The organism is Aeribacillus sp. SP014 (assembly GCF_054055575.1).
The window spans coordinates 2,651,344-2,672,776 of the sequence record NZ_JBSRXI010000001.1; the positions used below are offsets into that span (position 1 = coordinate 2,651,344).

At 38.6% G+C, this 21,433-nt stretch carries 22 protein-coding genes and 2 pseudogenes; 3 read left to right on the forward strand and 21 right to left on the reverse strand.

What is annotated here, in order from left to right; all coding sequences use genetic code 11:
- Positions 1 to 126: 126 nt before the first annotated feature.
- The 11 genes from aroH to hbs form a co-directional block, all read right to left on the reverse strand.
- The gene (aroH, locus tag ACVIJU_RS12885; protein WP_063388656.1) at positions 127 to 492 is read right to left on the reverse strand and encodes a chorismate mutase; all 366 of its coding nucleotides are present in this window, start codon (positions 490 to 492) and stop codon (positions 127 to 129) included.
- A complete protein-coding gene (aroB, locus tag ACVIJU_RS12890) occupies positions 489 to 1,583 on the reverse strand; it encodes a 3-dehydroquinate synthase (protein ID WP_456687663.1) in 1,095 nt (364 codons plus the stop codon). Before aroB ends, aroH begins: the two co-directional genes overlap by 4 nt.
- Positions 1,583 to 2,755, reverse strand: coding sequence for a chorismate synthase (gene aroC / locus ACVIJU_RS12895; protein WP_063388583.1), 1,173 nt, complete (start codon positions 2,753 to 2,755; stop codon positions 1,583 to 1,585). Before aroC ends, aroB begins: the two co-directional genes overlap by 1 nt.
- Before the next feature lie 105 nt (positions 2,756 to 2,860).
- Entirely contained in the window at positions 2,861 to 3,637 is a 777-nt protein-coding gene (locus tag ACVIJU_RS12900; RefSeq protein ID WP_063388584.1) for a CheR family methyltransferase, read from the reverse strand.
- A gap of 68 nt (positions 3,638 to 3,705) precedes the next feature.
- Positions 3,706 to 4,152 (reverse strand): nucleoside-diphosphate kinase, encoded by a 447-nt coding sequence (gene ndk / locus ACVIJU_RS12905; protein WP_063388585.1) that lies wholly within the window; start codon positions 4,150 to 4,152, stop codon positions 3,706 to 3,708.
- Between the two features lie 84 nt (positions 4,153 to 4,236).
- Positions 4,237 to 5,199 (reverse strand): heptaprenyl diphosphate synthase component II, encoded by a 963-nt coding sequence (gene hepT / locus ACVIJU_RS12910; RefSeq protein WP_063388586.1) that lies wholly within the window; start codon positions 5,197 to 5,199, stop codon positions 4,237 to 4,239.
- Positions 5,200 to 5,925, reverse strand: coding sequence for a demethylmenaquinone methyltransferase (locus ACVIJU_RS12915; protein ID WP_063388587.1), 726 nt, complete (start codon positions 5,923 to 5,925; stop codon positions 5,200 to 5,202).
- A 3-nt stretch (positions 5,926 to 5,928) separates the two neighbouring features.
- On the reverse strand, positions 5,929 to 6,705 hold the full coding sequence (locus tag ACVIJU_RS12920) for a heptaprenyl diphosphate synthase component 1 (protein ID WP_158640198.1): 777 nt from the start codon (positions 6,703 to 6,705) through the stop codon (positions 5,929 to 5,931).
- 113 nt (positions 6,706 to 6,818) lie between these two features.
- The gene (gene mtrB / locus ACVIJU_RS12925) at positions 6,819 to 7,046 is read right to left on the reverse strand and encodes a trp RNA-binding attenuation protein MtrB (RefSeq protein WP_063388589.1); all 228 of its coding nucleotides are present in this window, start codon (positions 7,044 to 7,046) and stop codon (positions 6,819 to 6,821) included.
- A gap of 17 nt (positions 7,047 to 7,063) precedes the next feature.
- Positions 7,064 to 7,630: a GTP cyclohydrolase I FolE gene (gene folE / locus ACVIJU_RS12930; protein ID WP_063388590.1), complete on the reverse strand. Its 567-nt coding sequence runs from the start codon at positions 7,628 to 7,630 to the stop codon at positions 7,064 to 7,066.
- Between the two features lie 216 nt (positions 7,631 to 7,846).
- Positions 7,847 to 8,125 (reverse strand): non-specific DNA-binding protein Hbs, encoded by a 279-nt coding sequence (gene hbs, locus ACVIJU_RS12935; protein ID WP_063388591.1) that lies wholly within the window; start codon positions 8,123 to 8,125, stop codon positions 7,847 to 7,849.
- Between the two features lie 818 nt (positions 8,126 to 8,943).
- Between hbs and ACVIJU_RS12940 the strand changes: the two are divergent.
- The 3 genes and pseudogenes from ACVIJU_RS12940 (at position 8,944) to ACVIJU_RS12950 (ending at position 11,512) form a co-directional block, all read left to right on the forward strand.
- Positions 8,944 to 9,886, forward strand: a pseudogene (locus ACVIJU_RS12940) (CotH kinase family protein).
- A gap of 136 nt (positions 9,887 to 10,022) precedes the next feature.
- Positions 10,023 to 11,003, forward strand: a complete 981-nt coding sequence (locus ACVIJU_RS12945; RefSeq protein ID WP_456687664.1) for a hypothetical protein — start codon at positions 10,023 to 10,025, stop codon at positions 11,001 to 11,003.
- Positions 11,004 to 11,074: 71 nt separating this feature from the next.
- Positions 11,075 to 11,512: a hypothetical protein gene (locus ACVIJU_RS12950; protein WP_456687665.1), complete on the forward strand. Its 438-nt coding sequence runs from the start codon at positions 11,075 to 11,077 to the stop codon at positions 11,510 to 11,512.
- On the opposite strand, the pseudogene ACVIJU_RS12955 reads toward ACVIJU_RS12950, so the two are convergent.
- The 10 genes and pseudogenes from ACVIJU_RS12955 to rpsA all read right to left on the reverse strand — a co-directional run.
- A pseudogene (locus ACVIJU_RS12955) lies at positions 11,493 to 12,071 on the reverse strand (ArsB/NhaD family transporter); the annotation flags it as partial. The gene ACVIJU_RS12950 and the pseudogene ACVIJU_RS12955 overlap by 20 nt on opposite strands.
- 351 nt (positions 12,072 to 12,422) lie before the next feature.
- Positions 12,423 to 13,901 (reverse strand): stage IV sporulation protein A, encoded by a 1,479-nt coding sequence (gene spoIVA / locus ACVIJU_RS12960; RefSeq protein WP_063388595.1) that lies wholly within the window; start codon positions 13,899 to 13,901, stop codon positions 12,423 to 12,425.
- 170 nt (positions 13,902 to 14,071) lie between these two features.
- Positions 14,072 to 14,785: a hypothetical protein gene (locus tag ACVIJU_RS12965; protein WP_082829632.1), complete on the reverse strand. Its 714-nt coding sequence runs from the start codon at positions 14,783 to 14,785 to the stop codon at positions 14,072 to 14,074.
- Between the two features lie 20 nt (positions 14,786 to 14,805).
- Positions 14,806 to 15,006, reverse strand: a complete 201-nt coding sequence (locus ACVIJU_RS12970; protein WP_063388596.1) for a DUF2768 domain-containing protein — start codon at positions 15,004 to 15,006, stop codon at positions 14,806 to 14,808.
- A gap of 114 nt (positions 15,007 to 15,120) precedes the next feature.
- Positions 15,121 to 16,164: an NAD(P)H-dependent glycerol-3-phosphate dehydrogenase gene (locus ACVIJU_RS12975; protein WP_429652934.1), complete on the reverse strand. Its 1,044-nt coding sequence runs from the start codon at positions 16,162 to 16,164 to the stop codon at positions 15,121 to 15,123.
- Positions 16,165 to 16,183: 19 nt separating this feature from the next.
- Entirely contained in the window at positions 16,184 to 17,494 is a 1,311-nt protein-coding gene (gene der / locus ACVIJU_RS12980; protein WP_339193004.1) for a ribosome biogenesis GTPase Der, read from the reverse strand.
- 191 nt (positions 17,495 to 17,685) lie between these two features.
- On the reverse strand, positions 17,686 to 17,874 hold the full coding sequence (locus ACVIJU_RS12985) for a capping complex subunit for YIEGIA (RefSeq protein WP_327856234.1): 189 nt from the start codon (positions 17,872 to 17,874) through the stop codon (positions 17,686 to 17,688).
- The gene (locus ACVIJU_RS12990; RefSeq protein ID WP_063388600.1) at positions 17,865 to 18,767 is read right to left on the reverse strand and encodes a YIEGIA family protein; all 903 of its coding nucleotides are present in this window, start codon (positions 18,765 to 18,767) and stop codon (positions 17,865 to 17,867) included. Before ACVIJU_RS12990 ends, ACVIJU_RS12985 begins: the two co-directional genes overlap by 10 nt.
- On the reverse strand, positions 18,764 to 19,360 hold the full coding sequence (locus ACVIJU_RS12995; protein WP_063388601.1) for a YphA family membrane protein: 597 nt from the start codon (positions 19,358 to 19,360) through the stop codon (positions 18,764 to 18,766). Before ACVIJU_RS12995 ends, ACVIJU_RS12990 begins: the two co-directional genes overlap by 4 nt.
- Before the next feature lie 847 nt (positions 19,361 to 20,207).
- Positions 20,208 to 21,353: a 30S ribosomal protein S1 gene (gene rpsA, locus ACVIJU_RS13000; protein ID WP_144598135.1), complete on the reverse strand. Its 1,146-nt coding sequence runs from the start codon at positions 21,351 to 21,353 to the stop codon at positions 20,208 to 20,210.
- Positions 21,354 to 21,433 lie beyond the last annotated feature (80 nt).

Genomic DNA, 21,433 nt, shown 5'->3' on the forward strand with positions numbered 1-21,433 from the left:
TCAATCTATCTTCCTAAACCACTCATCTATTACTTCCTCGACTCATTCTCAACTACCCTTAACTAAACTCAGCTCATTTCAGGTCATATAAAAACTTTCTTATTCGCCATATTATCGGATACAGCATTATTTGTCAACAAGATCCGGTCGTAAAATTTTTGCCTTCTCTAAATAAACATGGCAAATATCGTTTTGGGCGGCTTCTGTATTAATATGCATCATCACCCTTACGCATTTCTCAAGGGCGCCTTCAACGGCTATTTCCTGCATGCATGTCACAGGAACATATTTCCAGCCTTCAATATTTCTTAATGCTTTTGCAGGGAAGCAGGCATTTAAATCATTTGTCGCCGAAATAAACACGGAAGCTACTTGTTCAGGGGCAATGTTGTTTAATCGAATCATCTCCCTTAAGAGCCTCTCCGTGCTTTCTACAATCTGTTCTTCATTATTTTCCGAAACGGTGATGGCCCCTCTAACACCTCTTATCAAACGCATCCCTCCGTTCTCCACTCATTAAGAAATGAATATAATGTATGCGTGTCAAACGTCTTAAGTACCGGATTGCCGATATCCTCGAGAAGCACAAAACGAATCTGGCTATGTACCGTTTTTTTGTCTTTTTTCATTCGTTCAAGAAGCGATTCGGTTTGAATGGTTTCATCGATTTTGACAGGAAAGCCGATTTCGTTAAACCAATTTTTGATCGATTTATATTGAAAATCTTTGCGGAACATCTTTTCACTCAGCCATAGAGCAAACAGCATGCCGCATGCAACGGCATCTCCGTGGGAAATCTTCCCGTAACCTAACTCCGCTTCGAGCGCATGGCCGAGAGTATGACCGAAGTTTAAAAACGCCCTTTTTCCCGTTTCTCTTTCATCTTCAGCGACAAATTCTGCTTTCACTTCAATTCCCTTTCGTATAAACCATTGCAGCTGTTCGCTTGTTACATGATTCAACGAATGGATCGTTTTCATTAAATTTTCAACAAATGAACGATCATTGATGAAGCCGTGCTTCACCACTTCTGCAAATCCTGAGCGGATTTCTAGAAGAGGTAGTGTTTTTAAAAACTGTGTATCATAAATAATGGCATGAGGCTGATGAAAAGCCCCGATCATATTTTTTCCGAGCGGATGGTTAATGGCCACCTTTCCCCCGACAGCACTGTCATGAGCCAAAAGGGTCGTCGGCACTTGAATGAACGGAATTCCTCTCATAAATGTTGCAGCTACAAAGCCTGCTAAATCACCCACTACACCGCCGCCAAAAGCAATGATCACGGATTCTCTGTCCAGATTGTTTTCTAAAGCAAAGGTCAAGCATTTATAGTACGTTTCAAATGATTTAGACTGTTCGCCGCTCGGAACAACACATGTCAATACGTCCAAATCAAATGCTTTTAATACCGACTCTAATTTTCCGCCATACAGATCCTTGACTGTTTGATCAGTAATGATCAAAATTTTCGAAGGATTATTGCAAACAGACAGAAGCCATTCTCCGACATTATCGATAATTCCGTCTCCTAAAAAAACTGGATACGAGCGACTTTTCGTTTGAATCATCATCTGTTCCATTAAAATTCCCTCGCATATTGTTTCATACGTTCGATATTTTCCCGAATAAGGTCAATGCGATCAAGACCAAACTGTTCAACGATCGCTTTGGCTACTTCCCATGCAACAACTGCCTCCGCCACAACACTTGCAGCCGGGACTGCGCAGCTGTCCGATCGTTCAATGCTCGCCAAAAAAGGCTCTTTCGTATCAATGTCAACGCTTTGCAAAGGTTTGTACAGTGTTGGAATTGGCTTCATGACTCCTCTGACGACGATGGGCATGCCGGTCGTCATGCCGCCCTCAAAGCCTCCCAGATTGTTTGTTTTGCGATAGTATCCTTTCTCTTCGCTCCAAAGGATTTCATCATGAACTTCGCTGCCAAAACTCCGTCCCGCTTCAAATCCCAAGCCGAATTCAACCCCTTTAAACGCGTTGATGCTTACGATCGCTTGCGCTATTTTGGCATCCAGCTTTTTGTCCCAATGAACATAGCTGCCGACACCAGGCGGCATTCCTTCAACAATCACCTCAACGATGCCGCCGATGGAATCACCCTTTTCTTTTGCTTCGTCGATCGCCTTCATCATTTGCTGAGCCGCATTTTCATCTAAACAACGCACAGGTGAGTTCTCTGTCTTTTCCTTCAACTCAGCAAGCGTCGAATAGTCCAATTTTTGCGCACGGACACCGCCAATTTCAATGACATGTCCTGCCACTTGAATACCGAGTTCAGACAAAATTTTCTTCGCAACAGCTCCTGCTGCCACCCTGACAGTTGTTTCCCGGGCAGAAGAGCGTTCAAGCACGTTGCGCATATCACGATGTCCGTATTTGATCGCCCCGACTAAGTCGGCATGGCCTGGGCGAGGTCTCGTAATTTTTCGTTTCATTTCCGCTTTCTCCGATTCGGAAATCGGCTCTGCCCCCATAATTTTCGTCCAATGGGCAAAGTCTTTATTTTCTACAACTAGCGCTATTGGTGATCCTAGCGTTTCGCCATGGCGCACTCCGCCTAGTATTTGCACCTGGTCTTTTTCGATTTGCATTCTTCGACCGCGGCCATAGCCTTTCTGTCTTCTTGCAAGCTCAATATTGATGTCTTCTTTCGTTAGAGGAAGCCCTGCCGGAACTCCTTCTATAATCGTCGTTAATTGCGGGCCGTGAGATTCCCCTGCTGTCAAATATCTCATACTAGCAAACTCCTTCCCATAACACTTTAACGCTTTTATGCTTTTATGCTTTTACGTAACTATACCATAAGATTTTTTGTTTGAATAGAAAGATCTTTGCTATTGCTACAATCGTGTATAAAAAAACGTTTCGATCGTTTTTAATCCATATTTTTCCGGAGTGAAAATTTGCTCTGTGCTGCCAACAAATAAAATCCCGTTTCGTCTAAGCGAGTTGCTGAATTTTTCATAAAGCTCTTTTTTCGCAGACTCAGTAAAATAAATGAGGACGTTTCGGCATACGATCAAATCAAAATCTGTTTCAAAGCGGTCTGACAGCAAATTATGCTTTCTAAAAGTAACCGAGCGTTTAATGTCTTCTTTTACATGATAGAAAGAGCCTTCTTGCTGAAAATAATTAGTTTTATATTCAAGAGGTACTTCTTTTAGCGATCTTTCCGGATAAATTCCAATTTGTGCTGTTTTAATCGCTTGTTCATCTATATCTGTGGCTAATATATATGAGTCTTTCAATAGCGAATTTTGTGCTAAAATCATCGCAATTGTGTAAGGTTCTTCTCCCGTTGAGCAGGCAGCGCTCCAAACCTTTATATGTTTTTTACCATTCAGCAAACGCGGAAGCAATTTTTTTTCAAGGATGTTCCAGCGCTGATAGTTGCGAAAAAATTCAGAAACATTAATAGTCATCCGATCTAAAAACAGATTGTATAAACATTTATCCTTTTCCATCGCTAAAAAAAACTCGTGAAAGGATTGAAAGCCTTTTTTTTCATACAATGATTTTAATCTTCTTTTCATTTGAGTCTCTTTATATAACGACAGGTCAATCCCGCTTTTTCTTTTTATCTTTTCGATAAATGCAACATAGTCCTTATCTGTCACTTTCCGATCTTCCCCCGAATGTAATGTAGAAAACCCTAATCAAACCATTGTTTGATTAGGGTCAGATGTTAATAGATCCATGCATCAATTTCACGGTCATATTCTACAAGCTCTTCAGCTTTAAAAAACAATTGAATTTCCCGCTCAGCGCTTTCAGGTGAATCAGAACCGTGAATTACATTCTTCCCTACTGTTAAACCAAAATCGCCGCGAATTGTTCCAGAAAGGGCATCCTTTGGATTGGTTTTTCCCATCATTTGACGGGCAATTTCGATTGCATTTTCGCCTTCCCAAACCATTGCAAAAACCGGTCCTGAAGTGATGAATTGAACGAGTTCATTGAAAAAAGGCTTTTCTTTATGTTCTCCATAATGCTGCTGGGCCAATTCTTCAGAGATTTTCATTAATTTTGCACCGATAAGCTTCAGCCCTTTTTGCTCAAATCTTGAAACGATTTGTCCAATCAGCTGCCGTTGTACACCATCAGGCTTTACCATTAAAAACGTCTTTTCCATCAACACATCCACCTCGAAAATTTCTTTATGTATAAGTACAAAATCCACAAGAAAATAGTATCATTATTAAAGCGGTTACGCAAACTAAAATTTCCTTTTTCCAATATATTTGGCAATATTGTATAGCGAAGTTCGCGCTTTCCCGTGCTTGAGGCCTTCCAATTGATGAAAGCTCTTCTGCAAATAGCGGTCACTAATATTCATCGACTGTTCGATTGCTCTTGATTTTTTAATTTCATAAATAATCGGCTTGATTTCTTCAGCAGTTGTTTGATTATTGATTTTGACAATTTTTTTTCTTAATTCTTCATTTTGCATGGCAAACAAAACAGGAAGGGTAATGTTTCCTTGAAGTAAATCGCTCCCAACTGGTTTTCCAAGCTCTTCTTCCGTAGAGGTAAAATCTAAAAGATCGTCAATAATTTGATACGAAATTCCAACATAATAACCGTACAAATAAAGCTTTTTACAAACGGATTCTGGAGCGCCGGAGGCAAGAGCGCCCAATTGGCAGCTGACAGCAATTAATAAAGCTGTTTTTCTTTTAATTCGTTTGACATACGTCCGATAAGACTGATCAAAATTGTATTTATCGTTGATTTGTTCGATTTCTCCTAAACAGAGTTCAACAAGAGCTTTCGAAAGAACTCGGTGAATAAGCGGCTCGTCCAGCTCTGTTATGATTTCAAGAGCCCGTGCGAATAAGTAATCTCCAACATACATGGCAATGCGATTGTCCCATTTTGCATTAACTGTTGGTTTTCCTCTTCGCAGCTCAGCATTGTCAATGACGTCATCGTGTACCAATGAGGCGCTGTGAATCAGCTCTAAAGCGACGGCAACCGGTTTCATACGGTCAATGTTATAATCTCCGAACATTCCTGACAACAATACAAAAACAGGGCGAATCCGTTTTCCCCCTGCTTGAAGAAGATGAATCCCGGCTTCACGTATTAACGGATCTTTTGTTTGTACGGAAGACAGCAATTCATTTTCAATCACTTCAAGGTCTTTTGTTAAAAAGGAATAGAATGATTTTAACTTCATTTATTTCACCTTTGTTTCCAATTTCGGTTTATAACCTAAGTGCATTGCTGCAACACCGCCTGTAAATGGCTTCACTTCTACATTTATAAAACCAGTTTGCTCGAACATTTTTTTCAGCTCTTTCATGCCAGGAAATTGACGCGCGGACTCCTGCAGCCAAGAATATTCTTCATAGCTTTTAGCAAATATCTTGCCGAATAAAGGCATGATAAAGCGAAAATAAAAATAGTAAAGCTGTTTGAAGCCAATCAAGGTCGGCTGTGATGTCTCCAAACAAACTACCATTCCTCCGGGTTTCAATACGCGGTACATTTCCGATAGAACCTGCATATAATCAGGAACATTTCTGAGGCCAAACCCGATGGTCACATAATCAAACTCGTTTTCAGGAAACGGCAAATCCATCGCATTGCCGTGAATAAATGAAATATTGGAAAATTGTCTTTCCTTTGCCTTTTCCTCACCGATGCTTAACATATTTTGGCTAAAATCAAGTCCTATGACCTTTCCGTTTTGCCCGACTGCTTCCCCGAGCGCAAGCGTCCAGTCCCCCGTTCCGCAGCAAACATCGAGTGCGTAGGAACCTTTTTTCACATTCATTCTCCGCATCGTTTCTTTTCGCCATGCAATATGACGATTAAAGCTGATCACAGAATTCATCCGGTCATAATTTTTATAAATTTTTTCAAATACGCGGTGCACACGTTCTTCTTTCGATTGCTGCATTTTTTAACCTTCCTCCACTATCATATGCGAAAACCGTAATACATGAATTCGGTTCATAATAAATTGTTTTACGGCAGGCGAATATTTCAGACTTTTTTCCAACAGTTTATTAATTTCCCAGAAATAATGATTGCAGCATTCTATGAAAGTTCCAACTAAATCAATCGGGCTTTTAGATTTCTTTTGAAATTGTGTTAAAACGGACTGGCTATTTTTATCGTATTTATGTTTTTCTTCACATAAACGTTTATATGTTAAATATGTTTTGGAAATTTCCGGCCACGTCTCAATTTGAAAATGCTCTCCGATCCGTTGAAATAACGCGGTTTCCACAATGACGATGCTTTCGACTATTGCTTCAATCGACTGGCAGCTTCGGTCGTAAAGACGAATTTTATGCTCATTAATTTCTTTAATCGCGGTTGCAAGCGCACGAACCATTTTCAAGTCTTGAATTTCAGAAAGAATAAAATAATATAGACCGCTGAAATAATCACCTGCAATGACATTTAATTGTCTTTCAACAAAAAGCTTCTTATTTTCACATTCCGTTGTCGTTACTAAATCATGGGTATCAAGGGCTGATTGAACAAGCATGGCAGTCACAACATATTTTTCCTTCTTTTCATCTGCTATTTCCGCTTCTTCAAAAAGAGCGTAAAACAATAGCAGCTTGTCTTCATCAATTACAGGCTTTTGAATATATTGTTTAAGCACAGGATGTGAAAAATATTGGTCTAGCGAACGTTTTATTTGCTCCAGCTTTTGATAGATTTCCATCATTATCACCCTTGTCCCCCATATATCTCTATACTAACATTTACAAATTTTATTATATCATAACCACATTTTTTCATTAGGCTTTGTCGAAAAAGTAAAAGCAGAAATCCTGCTTATTTTCTCTCGCCGCTCTCAATCTCTCCATAGCTTGTTTGAATAAGCGCCTTGCCGCGAATTTTAATGGCAGAAGTGTGTTCCGTAAATTGAGCAATCATTACTTCTCCTTTATCAAGCTTTTCGGAATGGTGGAACCTAGTATCGGAACCTCTTGTCAAACCAATCACATTGACGCCATCTTCAATTGCTTTAATAACCACATAATCATTTTGATTCGGATTCATCTATCAACACCTACCGTTTATTTTTTTATTAATGACAGCACTTCGCTTCTTGCCGCAGCATCATTCAAAAAACATCCTCTGACTGCTGACGTTACAGTGATTGATCCAGGCTTTTTCACTCCGCGCATTGTCATGCACATATGCTCCGCTTCAACAACAACCATCACACCGTGAGGATCCAATGATTCGACTATGCTGTCGGCAATCGTTGACGTAATCCGTTCTTGCAGCTGTGGTTTTTTTACAACCGCTTCAACAGCGCGGGCTAGTTTGCTTAGTCCAGTCACTTTGCCGCCTTTTGGTATGTATGCAATATGTACTTTACCGAAAAAAGGAACTAGATGGTGTTCGCACATTGAAAAAAATTGAATATCCTTTACTAAAACAAGCTCTTCATGATCCTCTTCAAATACGGTTTGAAAATATTCTTTAGGATCCTGATCTATACCTGAAAAAATTTCCTCATACATATTGGCAACCCGCTTAGGTGTATCAGCCAATCCTTCCCTATTAGGATCCTCCCCTATAGCTTCTATAATTAAACGTACTGCCTGTTCTATTTGCTCTTTATTAATTTTTGGCATACTCGGCTCCTCCTATTGTCATTCATTCATACCGATTCTAGCACAATTAATGAAAAAAAAGCAAAATGAAGCTTCCTTTCCCGCAAATAGAACAGAAAACTTTTCTGAACAATCTCGCCTAAATAGGAAAAGCCCCAAAAAGGGGCTTATTCTGTGAAGAAATGCAGCGAGCATATGTAGTCGCTACTCATTTCTTAATTGTGTGCGTTCATTTCATTACTTGCCAGCAACTGCATCTTTAAGAGCTTTGCCTGGTTTAAACGCAGGCACTTTGCTTGCCGGAATTTCAATTTCTTCACCAGTTTGAGGATTGCGACCTTTGCGCGCTGAACGCTCACGCACTTCAAAGTTTCCAAAACCGATGAGTTGAACTTTGTCACCTTTTTTCAAAGATTCTAAAATTGTATCGAAAACAGCATCTACAGCTTTCGTTGCATCCTTTTTGGATAATTCGCTAGCTTCTGCTACAGCGTTGATTAATTCTGTTTTGTTCATTTAATGTTTCACCTCCTCCCAAAAAAGTTTCATGAAAATCCAGCTATTATACATTTCTTCACAGCTTTTAAGAATTCTATACATGCAACAACAAGAAGTTGGTGACTAGCTTATCATAAATGAAACAATATTTCATTTCAACAGTTTTTCATTTTCAAATTGGTTGCAAAGGATGATTCATCCTTATGAGAGAAGAATTTCTGTAAAAAGATTATCATAACAATAATGGCAGAATCAAGCACAATTCTATTAATTTCAGTCATTTTTCAATCGATTTGGCAAAAAGTTCGCCAAAACAATAGGGGGAGACTGCATGAGCAGTCAACCCTTCCATCATTTAAAAACGCATCTCCCACATATTTCCGTTTTCAAAGCGCCGAATTTTTTTTCTTTTCGTATGTTTAAAATCCCGGCTCCCGCTTGTTTTATCCGATCTTCTTCTTCCTTCAGGTTCTTGGAAATAAAAATGTTTCAACCCTTTTTCTTCCCCCCCTATGAAATGCTTCTTTAATCACTTTTTCGGAAATCACTATTCTGCCCTCCCCTTTTATTTTGTATAGCATATGTGTCTTTACATTAATTCGTTTGGACCTTTAAATCGTTAAAAAAATGTGCGTTTACCAACAGTGGCATGTTTTATCCACATTCATACTATTTAAATGAAAAACAGTAAAAAGAGGGATCAAATGGAAAAAGGCTTGGAGAAAATTTCCTTATACATTCATCCGAAAGATTTGTTTTTTTTTACAAAAAAATAAATGGGATGAAGACGGAGTTCCGGCATGGTTTATTTAGGGAAGAAGATCGATGCGGATATAATGTATCGTGGCTCTCATACTAGAAAAGCGAAAAAAAAATCTTTTTTTATAAAATATTACCGTCCTTCAAAATACAATAGCGAAAAGGAATTTCATTTAAATGTGGAATATTTTGATCCTTCACTGATTCGCAATAAGCTTTCTTTTTATTTTTTGACCGCATAGGAGTATACGTCCCCGAAACAAAATTCACCCTTTTATCGATCAATGGAATCCATCAAGACATTTATTTACGCCTTGAATCCGTCAATGAAGATTTTTTAGCAAAAAGAAAACTGCCTAAAGACCCAATTTTTTATGCAATAGATGGTGATGCTAATTTTTCGTTTTACAGCGATTTAGACCAAAAGGTAAAAAAAGCTTATCACAAGGATATGAGCTAAAATACGGGGAAAATGACGATTTTAGTAAGTTCGAACAATTTATTTATTTTGTTAATACAAGCATTTCGTCCCAATTTTCTGAAGAAATTGAACAATATTTAGACGTGGAGCAATATTTAAAATGGCTGACAGGTGTTATTTGCACACAAAATTACGATGGTTTTGTTCACAATTACGCACTTTACTTACATGGAGAAACAAGCCGTTTTCATATTATTCCCTGGGATTACGATGCGACAGGGGGAATTGATGTCAACGGAGAAAAAATGCGACATGACTATGTTCGGGTAGAAGGATTTAACACTTTAACGGCAAGGCTGCTAGACGCCCAAAAGTATAAAAAACTTTACCAACAACTTTTATATGACACTATACAACATCAATTTACGGTAAAAAATTTGATAGATGCTGTATACGGTTATTATGAACAAGTGAAAAAGTTTATTAGCAAAGATCCTTATTTCCAATATACCCTTGACGAATTTAATCAACAGCCTTCACAAATTCTCGATTTTATCTCGAAAAGAAATCAATTTATCGCTTCACATTTAATGTTTTAGCAAGTTGAACGACGCAAATAGGCGATCGCTTATTTTTCATGAATTGGGTAAATGTTCTGTTGCTTTCTCCCATTTTGAACGTATAAATACATTATGATTGACCTGTATGGTTGAATGCCAAGGGAGGTTAAAGAAAATGAGTGCAGATGGAGAAAAATTTTATCAATATGTAAAGTCGCTTGTTGGAAAAATGATTAAGGTGAATAGAGGCGGTCCTGAAAGCAAAAGCGGTTTGCTGCTTGAAGTAAAAACTGATTATTTGGCCCTCTATTTATTCGAATCAAACAATGTTGTTTACTACCAATTGAAACACATTAAAAGCATTACAGAAAATTCTAAGACAAATTTCAAACCTTTACGACTGGAAGATGTTGAACAAAACGCTTCGAAAAGCGACAGCTTCCGCCACCTAATGAAATTATTTCAGTACGAATACCTTCAAATTAACCAAGGCGGCCCTGAAGCAATGAGCGGGAAGTTATTAGATGTAACAAATCATTATGCTGTTCTCTACAAAGATGATCAGGTGATCTATCTCAATTTGGAGCATATTAAAAGCTTTTCATTAAACAAAAGCAAAAACGCTGAAGAAAAGGAAACCGTCCGCTATTTGAAAGTAAAAACATTTGATGAAATACTCAATTATTTTATTCATAAATGGGTTTCCATTAATTTGGGAGGACCGGAAGCGCTCGAAGGTGTTCTGTCATACAGCGGAAATGGGACATTCATTTTAATTAACAAAGAAGAAGTCATTCGAATTCAGCCGTTCCACGTTCGAAGCATTTTTGAAGGTTCCCGTGATCAGAAAAAAAATGAGAACAAACAAACTGAAAAAAAAGATCGATCCGATCATGATAAAAGAACTTCAACGGAAAAAGATTCTAAAAGCGGACAAAGCACGTACGAGATTGAGCATAAAAACACTTACTCACACTCAGAACGTCATGTTAGAACCGATGATCTTGATAGAAGTACTGAAAAAAAATACCTGTCAACGCCAGATGATAGAAGAAGAGCTTCGAATACCTATATAGAAAGAGCAGAGATACAGTTGCGATCAATGCCGCATCCTGAAAAAGTAGTCAAAACTGTCCACTATCGTTGGAAAGGTTAGCTAGCGTCTCTGCCATCAAATTCCCCCTCTGTTTTTGTTTCAGTGTTTCAAAGAAAGGAGGCATTGAAGTTTTGAGATTTTCTGAACTTATTGACGAACAAGTAAAAGCAGAAATAAGCGGCAAAAACGAAATTATCGGAATTTTAGTTGACGAAGGATTAGATGTGATCGTGCTTTATAATGGTTATAAATATATATATATTCCTCTTCTACATTTACACAGTTTGGAAAAATATGATGACGAAAATCCGATTAAATACGATCACAAAACGATTAAACCAATGTTTATTGAGGAAGATTCCATTTCCTACCGAAAAATATTAATCAATGCTAAAGGAATGTTTGTTGAAATATATGTAACTGGAAATAAAGCTTTACACGGTTATATTACATCTGTCTTAACTGACTACTTTGTTTTTTATTCCCCTGTGTTTAAATATGTTTTAGTGTCTTTTCAGCATTTAAAATGGCTCATTCCATATCAAAACACAACAACGCCTTACTCGTAGGTGCGAAAATCATTGCCGTATGCATGTATAAATCCATTCCTACAATCTTTAATGCGATCAGATTTACAATGTTGCTGACACCAATTGGCGCGCTTGAAGCGGTGGCAACCAGCGCTCCACTTAGAAGGTACGGAATTTTTTCGTGATGTTTTAAACGAAGGTGATGAAGAAGTAGCAGTAAAATAGGAGTCGTAATTAAAATGCTTCCGTCATTATTAAATATGACAGTCATGAAAAAACAGAGAAGATTCGTATACCAAAACAATCGGATTCCAGATCCGTTAGCTTTAAATGCCAACTGATGAGCACACCATTCGAAAAAACGAAAGCTTTCCAAAACGATTGCCATGACAATCGTTGCGATAATCGTAACAGAAGCTTCTGTTACATTTAAAGCAATTTCTGACAATTCTTGAAAGCTGATTCCCCCAACGAATAATATGATAAGTGCCCCAATTGTTGCTGGAAATGCTTCATTTACTCCGCGGGGGCGCCAAAAAATCAAGATCATCGTTATGAAAAACACGAATAAAATCACTAAATCGCGGTCAACTAGCAAACTATTTCCCTTCTTCCTTACCGTCAGGTTCTTTTTAAATATCCACCATGGTTTCTATCACTCCTTATCACCTGTACTATATAAATATGTGTCTAACAATATCTCTGCCATCTATCAACAACCCATTTTCTATTAAATCCGCAAAAAACTATCTACTATTATCTCGGAAATCGATTCACTTGTCGGTTTTTTCGCTAAGTTGTTTAACCTTTTTAAAAAAATGATGTGTCTTTTCAAAGGCCGGAAAACGCAGGGCAGAACTTCTTGTCAAAAAAAAAACAGGGCTCACTCGTTTGCCCCTTGTGAAAAAAACAACGGCCAAAAAACCGTTGTTTTTGACCTTTTGATCTTTTATAATATGATTGCTATGAGCCCGCCTGACCCCTCGTTGATGATTCTTTCCAATGTTTCTTTTAATTTGTAGCGGGCATTTTCAGGCATCAACGACAATTTTGCCTGTATTCCTTCTCTGACGATCGAGCTTAAGCTTCTTCCGAATATATCGGAATTCCATATGGACAAAGGATTTTCTTCAAAATCTTGCATTAAATAACGCACAAGCTCTTCACTTTGTTTTTCTGTGCCAATGATCGGCGCAAATTCAGATTCAACATCTACTTTAATCATATGAATGGAAGGTGCGACTGCTTTGAGCCGGACGCCGAATCTCGATCCTTGGCGGATAATTTCCGGTTCATCCAGACTCATATCTGATAAAGCCGGTGCTGCTATGCCGTAACCTGTCTGTTTTACCATTTTTAAAGCATCAGCTACTTGATCGTATTCCGCCTTAGCGTGTGCAAAATTTTGCATGAGCTCAAGCAGATGATCCTTCCCGCGTATTTCAACACCGACAACTTCTTTTAAAATTTGATCGTACAGCTCATCCGGCGCAAACAAATCGATCTCCGCAATCCCTTGGCCCATTTGAATACCAGCTAGTCCAGCCCGCTCAATAAAATCATACTCACTGAACTGCTGGACAACTTGATTGACATCACGCAGACGTTTGATATCTTTTACTGTTTCCTTCACCGTTTCTTGATAGCTCGTGCGAAGCCAATGATCTTCTCTCAGCACCATCACCCAGCTGGGCAAATTCACATTGACTTCCAAGACTGGAAATTCGAAAAGCGCTTCTCTCAATACATTCGTTACATCAATTTCCCTCATGCTTTCCACGCTCATAGCAAGAACTGGAATATCATATTTTTCATTTAATTCTTTTCTTAAAGCCTCCGTATCCGGATGATGAGGATGCACAGAATTAATAATCATAATAAATGGTTTTCCGACTTCTTTTAACTCTTCAATTACTCGTTCTTCCGCTTCTACGTAATCTTTTCTAGGAATTTCGCCGATTGAACCGTCTGTTGTGACGACTACACCGATTGTTGAGTGGTCTTGAATAACCTTGCGGGTGCCAATTTCCGCTGCTTCATGAAACGGGATCGGCTCCTCATACCATGGAGTGTTGATCATTCTCGGCCCATTTTCATCTTCGTATCCCTTTGCACCAGGCACTGTATATCCTACGCAATCTACTAATCTTATATTGACATCAAGGCCTTCATCAACATGGACGGTGACCGCTTGATTCGGGACAAACTTTGGCTCCGTTGTCATAATGGTTTTGCCTGCTGCGCTCTGAGGGAGCTCATCTTGAGCACGTGCTTTATCCGCTTCATTTTCAATATTGGGAAGAACAACTAATTCCATAAACTTTTTTATGAATGTTGATTTACCGGTTCTAACTGCACCAACGACCCCTAGATAAATATCGCCGCCAGTTCGCTCTGCAATGTCTTTGAAAATATCTACCTTTTCCAAGTGATTCCCTCCCGACTTTCAAGTCTTATAACATCCATACATTTACAATTCTTTAGTCATTACATATTTATGATGTTGTCCTATCTAGTTATGACTGTAAAAAAAGAATTTCTTCCAAAAAGAAAAGAACCTTTCTCTTAAATTGTATTCTTAAGAAAAAGGTTCATGACTTATTTTATTAAAAATACCGGTTCATTTTTTTCATTCACAGTATATGGAAGGGAAAATGCAGGGACGAACGGGGAGTTTTCTACTAGCAAATGACGGATATCTTCCCCCTCTTTGAATGATCTTTTTGATTCCTTAATGGCACGGTATAAATCTAAGCTGTAATCAACGTAAACTTCTCGATTGTTGTCGATCACAAGCGGAAGATTTTCCCCTGAGTACGGACTCTTCACATGAGGAGGCTCTTTTAATCCTAGCTTTTTATAGTTCAGTGTAAATACATTTTTCGCTATTTGCTTTTCATAAGGAGGATATTCATGAGCATTGATCCTCATCTTTAGTTCACGGATCGCCTCTGCTATTCGTAAATCGATCAGCTTTACGGTTGGATTTTTTTCCACATCGACTAAAACATATAAGTAAATACCTCCATTTTCAAACGCGGTGCCAGGGGGCTCAGGCAAATATTCAGGAATCAACAGATTGAAATCAATAGGGTATTTTTCATAAATAGGCGTTGATTTGTCTCTCGTTTTAATCGGCAAAAGCCCTTCCGTATCAGCTTTATATTGTTCTACTGCTTTTTGCACGGATTGTATTTGCGCTTCATAAGGTATTTCATTTTTATGTAATCGTTCTTCTGGGTATAAACATCCAGATAAAAGCAAAACAAACATGATAGAGATGAAAGATTTCATTATGCTTTTCTTGTTCATCCTCGTCTTCCTCACTTTGCCTACTCGCTTGTCGGTCCGGAAAAGACTACGAAAAAAATGATAATTCCTGCTAAAATCATAAAAAAATAAGCAATCACTGCTGTGATAGATTTCAAAAATCCTTTTAGTTTAAAACGGCTCAAGTATATGGAAAAGACCGCGATAAACATAAAGGCCATCGCTGTGAGGGCAATCCACATTTTCATTAGACCTTCTGACATTGTGATCCACTCCTTCTATTCCTACCAATCATTTTAACATATGCTCTTTTTCACGCAATTGTTTTCCATATAAGAATCGAATTCAAAAAAAAACTGAAGCAGCTGGGAAATGTGCTACAGTTCTTCATTTCGATTTTCTAATATGTTCACAAGATCTTCCATTTCATGCGTTTTAACTCTCGCCATAAGCGCTTCGACTGCTTCTTTCGGATCTTTTTCGTGAAACAGCACTTCATAAAGGACATTGGCAATCGGCATTTTTACTGAATATTTTTCAGAGAGCTGTTTAGCTGCTTTTGTTGTTCTTACTCCTTCGACAACCATTCCCATGCTTTCTAAAACTTCATCTAGTTTTTTGCCCTTTCCTAGCAAATGGCCGGCACGCCAATTGCGGGAATGCACACTTGTGCAAGTGACAATTAAGTCGCCGATTCCGGCAAGACCAGAAAACGTTAATGGATTGGCACCCATTTTACAGCCTAATCTTGAAATTTCCGCCAATCCTCTAGTTATTAAAGCAGCCTTCGCATTGTCCCCGTATCCAAGGCCGTCGCTGATTCCGGCAGCTAAAGCAATAATGTTTTTCAGCGCTCCTCCAATTTCAACCCCGATTATATCCGGATTCGTATACACACGAAAATAGCGGTTAATAAATAAATCTTGAACAAATTTTGCTGCTTGAATATTTTTGCTCGCAGAAGTCACTGTTGTCGGCTGTCTCAAAGACACTTCTTCCGCATGGCTTGGACCTGATAATACAACTACGTCCTTCAAAAGGTGAGGAGGCATTTCTTCTTCAATAATTTCGGAAATTCTTTTTAATGAACCCGGCTCAATCCCTTTTGAAACATGGACAATTAAAATCGGCCGATCAATGGCTTCTCTTAATTGACTCAGCACTTCTCTTATCGCTTTTGTCGGGACTGCCAAGACAATCGTTTCCACATTTTCAACCGCATCCTTTAAGGAATAAAATCCGGTTAAATTGTCCGGCAATGGGACATTTGGCAAATATTTCTCATTTTTTTTTGTACGATTGATCGCTTCTATATGTTCTTTCCGATGTCCCCAAAGATGCACTTCATGACCATTGTCGCAAAGAACAATTGCAAGCGCTGTTCCCCAGCTTCCAGCTCCCAATATTGCCACCTTCGCCAAATTACTCACTTCCTTTTATTTATCTTCTTTTTCTCGCAATGATTTTAATAGGGGTTCCTTCAAACCCGAATGCATCGCGAATACGATTTTCCAAAAAACGTTCATATGAAAAATGAAGAAGCTCCGGATCATTTACAAATATGACAAATGTAGGCGGTTTAACAGAAACTTGTGTTGCATAATAGATTTTTAATCTCGTACCGTGGTCCGTTGGAGTCGGATTCATAGCAACGGCATCCATGATCACATCATTCAATACGTTTGTTTGGACACGCATCGCATGATTCTCGCTGGCAAGAATAATTTGAGGCATTAATGTGTGCAATCTTTTCTTCGTTTTTGCAGACAAAAAGACGATTGGCGCATAGTCTAAAAATAAAAATTGATCGCGAATATCTTTTTCAAACTCTCTCATCGTTCTTTCATCTTTTTCCACTGCATCCCATTTGTTTACTACAATGACAACGGCTTTCCCGGCTTCATGGGCGTAGCCAGCAATTCGCTTGTCTTGTTCAATAATTCCTTCCTCTGCATTTAAAACAACTAACACTACGTCAGAGCGTTCAATCGCTTTAAGCGCCCGCAAAACACTGTATTTTTCTGTTGTCTCATAAATTTTTCCTTTTTTTCTCATGCCAGCTGTATCAATGATGACAAACTCCTGCTTGTTATACGTAAACTTAGTGTCAATAGCGTCTCGTGTTGTTCCAGCAATTTCGCTGACAATCACTCTTTCTTCTCCTAAAATAGCATTTACTAAGGAAGATTTGCCGACATTTGGTCGGCCAATCAAAGAAAATTTAATGATGCCTTCATCATCATTTTCTGATTGGAGTTTTGGAAAATGTTTGCATACTGCATCCAAAAGATCTCCCAGTCCGAGCCCATGCGCTCCTGATATCGGGTACGGTTCTCCAAAGCCAAGAGAATAAAATTCATATATATTTTCCCTCATATCCGGGTTGTCCATTTTATTAACGGCAAGGACAACGGGTTTGTTTGAGCGGTACAATATTTTTGCAACTTCTTCATCAGCGGGAGTTACGCCTTCTCGACCGTTAGTAATGAAAATAATTACATCCGCTTCTTCAATCGCAATCTCCGCCTGATGGCGAATTTGTGCTAGAAACGGTTCATCCCCAATTTCAATTCCACCTGTATCGATCAAGTTAAATTGGAAATTCAGCCATTCACAAGGTGCATAAATACGGTCACGGGTAACACCAGGTATATCTTCTACAATTGAAATACGTTCACCGACAATTCGATTAAAAATCGTCGATTTGCCGACATTTGGTCGACCGACAATAGCCACAACAGGTTTCGGCATACTAAAACTTCCTTCCTAATTTAAAACTCATCACATTTTTCACTATGTATAATGTTAAAGGGGCTACGCCTTCAAGAAATCGCAGCATGTTTTCGCGCCTAACTCCTTTTTCGGCATGCCCCGGAAGTTTTTTACCAAGCTTTTTTCCAACTACCCTATTATATAGCAGTTTATGAAATTGAACAACTGCCTTAAAAATGTTTCACAATGATATATATTTCCTCGCTTATGGCATGAGCAATTCCATCTAGAATCGCTTCTAAATTTTTTGCAATCGAATCCATTTCGTTTTGGTTATCACAAATAAAAACAGGTGCACCGCCTTTTATTTTTTTCTCATTTGTCGTAACGACCGCTAAAACCGCTTTCTCTAAAACCATCGTTTTTTCTCACCTTTCCTATTTGCCTTCGACTCCGTCGGCATGCGAATGGCATTTTCAAGCGTTGGCACGTTGCTGATCACTCGAATGGCAATATCCAAATCATGTTTTTGAGGAAGCACAAACACGCCGACTCTTCCATCCTCAAGATCTCGTTTTGCCAATGGGACTAATGATGGTTCACCCGCATCGCGGTTTACGCCCAGCGCAGTTGAGACATCATGGAGAATCGCCTGACGTTGTCCGATGTTGGCAATCGTTGTTCTCGCATCAAATGATTTTGGTGTCAAAATAAACCCCATGCCATATTTTAAAACTAGTTCACGTTTTTCCGGGATGCCGATATTCATAATATAAATGTCATCGACATACAAGCCTGCACCGTCAAAATGCGGCTTTACATATTGAATGTCAACAATATCTTTCAATGTGCCTCCAGACATTAACACTTTAGAAATGATAAAGCAAACGACCGTCATCACAAGAGCCATCCAAAAGCCAAAGATTAAATAAGCAAGCGTAACAAATAAAGATGTGAAAATCACTAAATAATTTCTGCTTTCAAAGGCGATTGCAATTCCTTCAATATATGTACTTCCCCGAGGAACAAGCTCATATTGATCGAGCTCTGACAGTGTATTTCTTTCCATGTTGCGGACTTCGCGAAACTGCGATGCAGCCAACGTTAAAAAAGTAATGGCAGTAAACTCCTTTTCCATTATGGCCGGAACAGCAATCGTGCCGAGTCCCGCCGCTATAAATCCAAGTGCGATATGAATAATTTTTCCGTGCAAATATGTGGGATATTGGCGATAATCGGTTTTTAGCATAAAAAGACGGGCTAACACACCTACGAAGACACCATAAAAAATAGGAAGCGTGTATTCATTCATGACCCTTGCCTCTCCCTTGCATGTTTTTTGAATATATGTTCTAAAGAAGCAGCGAATGTTTTGAATGACGCCCATATGAGCAATGAAAAGATTCCGATTGACAGCATATCAAGAAAAGGAAAGTCGCCTATTACAATCGGCCGATAATAAGAATAAACTGCAGACGAAAAAAGAGCTTCTCCGTAACAAGATCCCAATATAAAAAATGCCATTCCTTCAAAAAAATCTTTGCTCAGCATATTGGATAAAATGACTCCTAATATAGATAAATACATCTGAACGTCAAGTAAAAACCAGACAGGATCAAATAAATAAAACAGCTTGACTCCTGCATAGGCAACCGTAATGATCAAAACGGAAAATAATGAATAAAATAAACGCTTAGTTCTATACAAGATGAAAAAACTAAGCAAAGCAAATAAGATATACGAAAAACCAACATGTATTTGTGTAAAGTGTATAAACGTTGCACTTCCTAAAATATTTAACAATATAAAAAAGGAGAGCCAAAAACGAGCATCCGTTTTTGGAAGCCAAAATGTTACAATTACCCAAATCATCCACATGAACCAATAATAATATATTCCTTCCATCTCCAACCTCCTACTATTTCCATTATGTGAAAAATTTATGGATGCTAACCGTACAAATTTTGAAATCAAAGCTAAAAGCGTATAAAAAGCAGTTAAAGGGCTGTGGGAGAATTGATTGCTGATAGATTGCTGTGAGAGGAAAATGTAAACATTTCACTGCCCGTCAAGAAAGGAATTTTCGCTATTTTTTTAGAGCTCATAAGCCGATCTGTTTAATGGCAGAATGTCCGTATAATTTCTTTTCATAAAAAAAGGCTTCTAAATCATTATTTTGTTTTTTAGGAGGGAGTTTTTCTGCAAAAAAATTGTGGGCTAATGAATACAGGCTGGATGTATCATTTGTTTATCTGCACAAGTTTTGATTTTTAATGGAGATACGAACGCAAAACGGACGTATCGCTTGCTTATAAAAAGCAGCGAAGAATTTTGTTCGCACATATAATCACGATATAGAGCAGCTTAGCAAAAATAGAACCGATACTGCAGAACTCAAAAGACAGCTTATTGAAGTGATATGGAAGCTATATACTAGGCGAGGCTTCGAACAATAACAGCTTATTACAGCGAGGATGGATCGTATCATTCTCAAGGATTTATGAAAAGAACAGCAGTGGAGAAGATGATAAAACAGCTCGTTATATGCTGGGCGGTGCTTATGGAGTCTTTATGGAGAACGCTCAAATGCGAAACGTAGATTTCGTTTGAGGACTGGCAATCGATACAAATTACCCTCATAAAACGACTAAACGGCCTCAGCCCTATGGAATATAGAGATAAAGCCGCTTAGATCATTTTTTATTCCGCTGTCACCTTGACAAGGGGCAGCTCGTGATAATCGCCTTTGTCTTTATTTTAATTTATTTAATTGCTCTCCGATCATTTCGCTTAGTTGAAATCCTGTCGATTCCTCTTTCGGACGATATTTGCGAAAATCTTCTTCACTACCGGTCCCATCATCTTCCAATTCCTTTATGCTTAAGGAAATCCGTTTCTCTTCTTCGTTTACATCAAGCACTTTTACTTTTACCTTTTGTCCTTCTTCTAACACTTCTTGAGGAGTGCCTATATGTTTTTTAGAAATTTGCGATATATGGACAAGACCTTCTACTCCAGGTAAAACTTCTACAAAAGCTCCGAATGAGACGAGGCGTTGTACAGTTCCTTCGACAACATCACCGGATTTGATTTTTTCAGAAATGTTTTCCCATGGACCAGGCAATGTTTCTTTAATCGATAGTGAAACCCGTCCATTATCCCGATCGACAGACAAAACTTTCACTTTTACCTTTTCGCCTTCTTGAAGCACATCTGACGGTTTATCTACATGAGCATGAGAGATCTGAGAAATATGTACAAGACCGTCAATCCCGCCGATGTCAACAAAGGCTCCGAAATCGGCTAAACGTTGGACTGTTCCTTCCAATACATCACCAGGCTGAATCGACTGAAGCACTTGCTGTTTTTTCTCTTCCTGCTCCTTTTCCACTACAGCACGATGAGACAAAATCACTCGATTTTTTTCACGGTTTAGCTCCACAACCATCAATGTCAATGTTTTTCCTTTATAATCTGAAAAATCCTCAACATAGTGAGGTTCAACCAATGAAGCAGGAATAAATCCGCGGACGCCTAGGTCTACCACTAAACCGCCTTTTACGACATCCTTCACTTCTGCCTCAAATACTTCTTTATTTTCAAATTTTCTCTCTAATTCCACCCAAGCTTTATCCGCAGCCACTTTGCTTTTCGATAAAATGACGGCTTCTTCCTCAACTTTAATGACCGCTAGTTCAAGCTTGTCATTTTCCTTTACAACATCTGAAGCTTTTTCAATATGCAAACTAGACAGTTCACTAATCGGAATGATGCCCATTTGTTTGCAATTTTTAATATCAACAATCACCTGCTTATCTTCCACTTTTGTTACAATTCCCTCTACAACGTCTCCCACTTCAGGCACAAAAACTTCACCTTGATTGATGTCCTCTACCATACCATTTACCTCCTTGGTCAAGCCATAGCAACTCAACAAAATATGTACCATTCTATTTAGTATGTCACAAGCTACTCTAA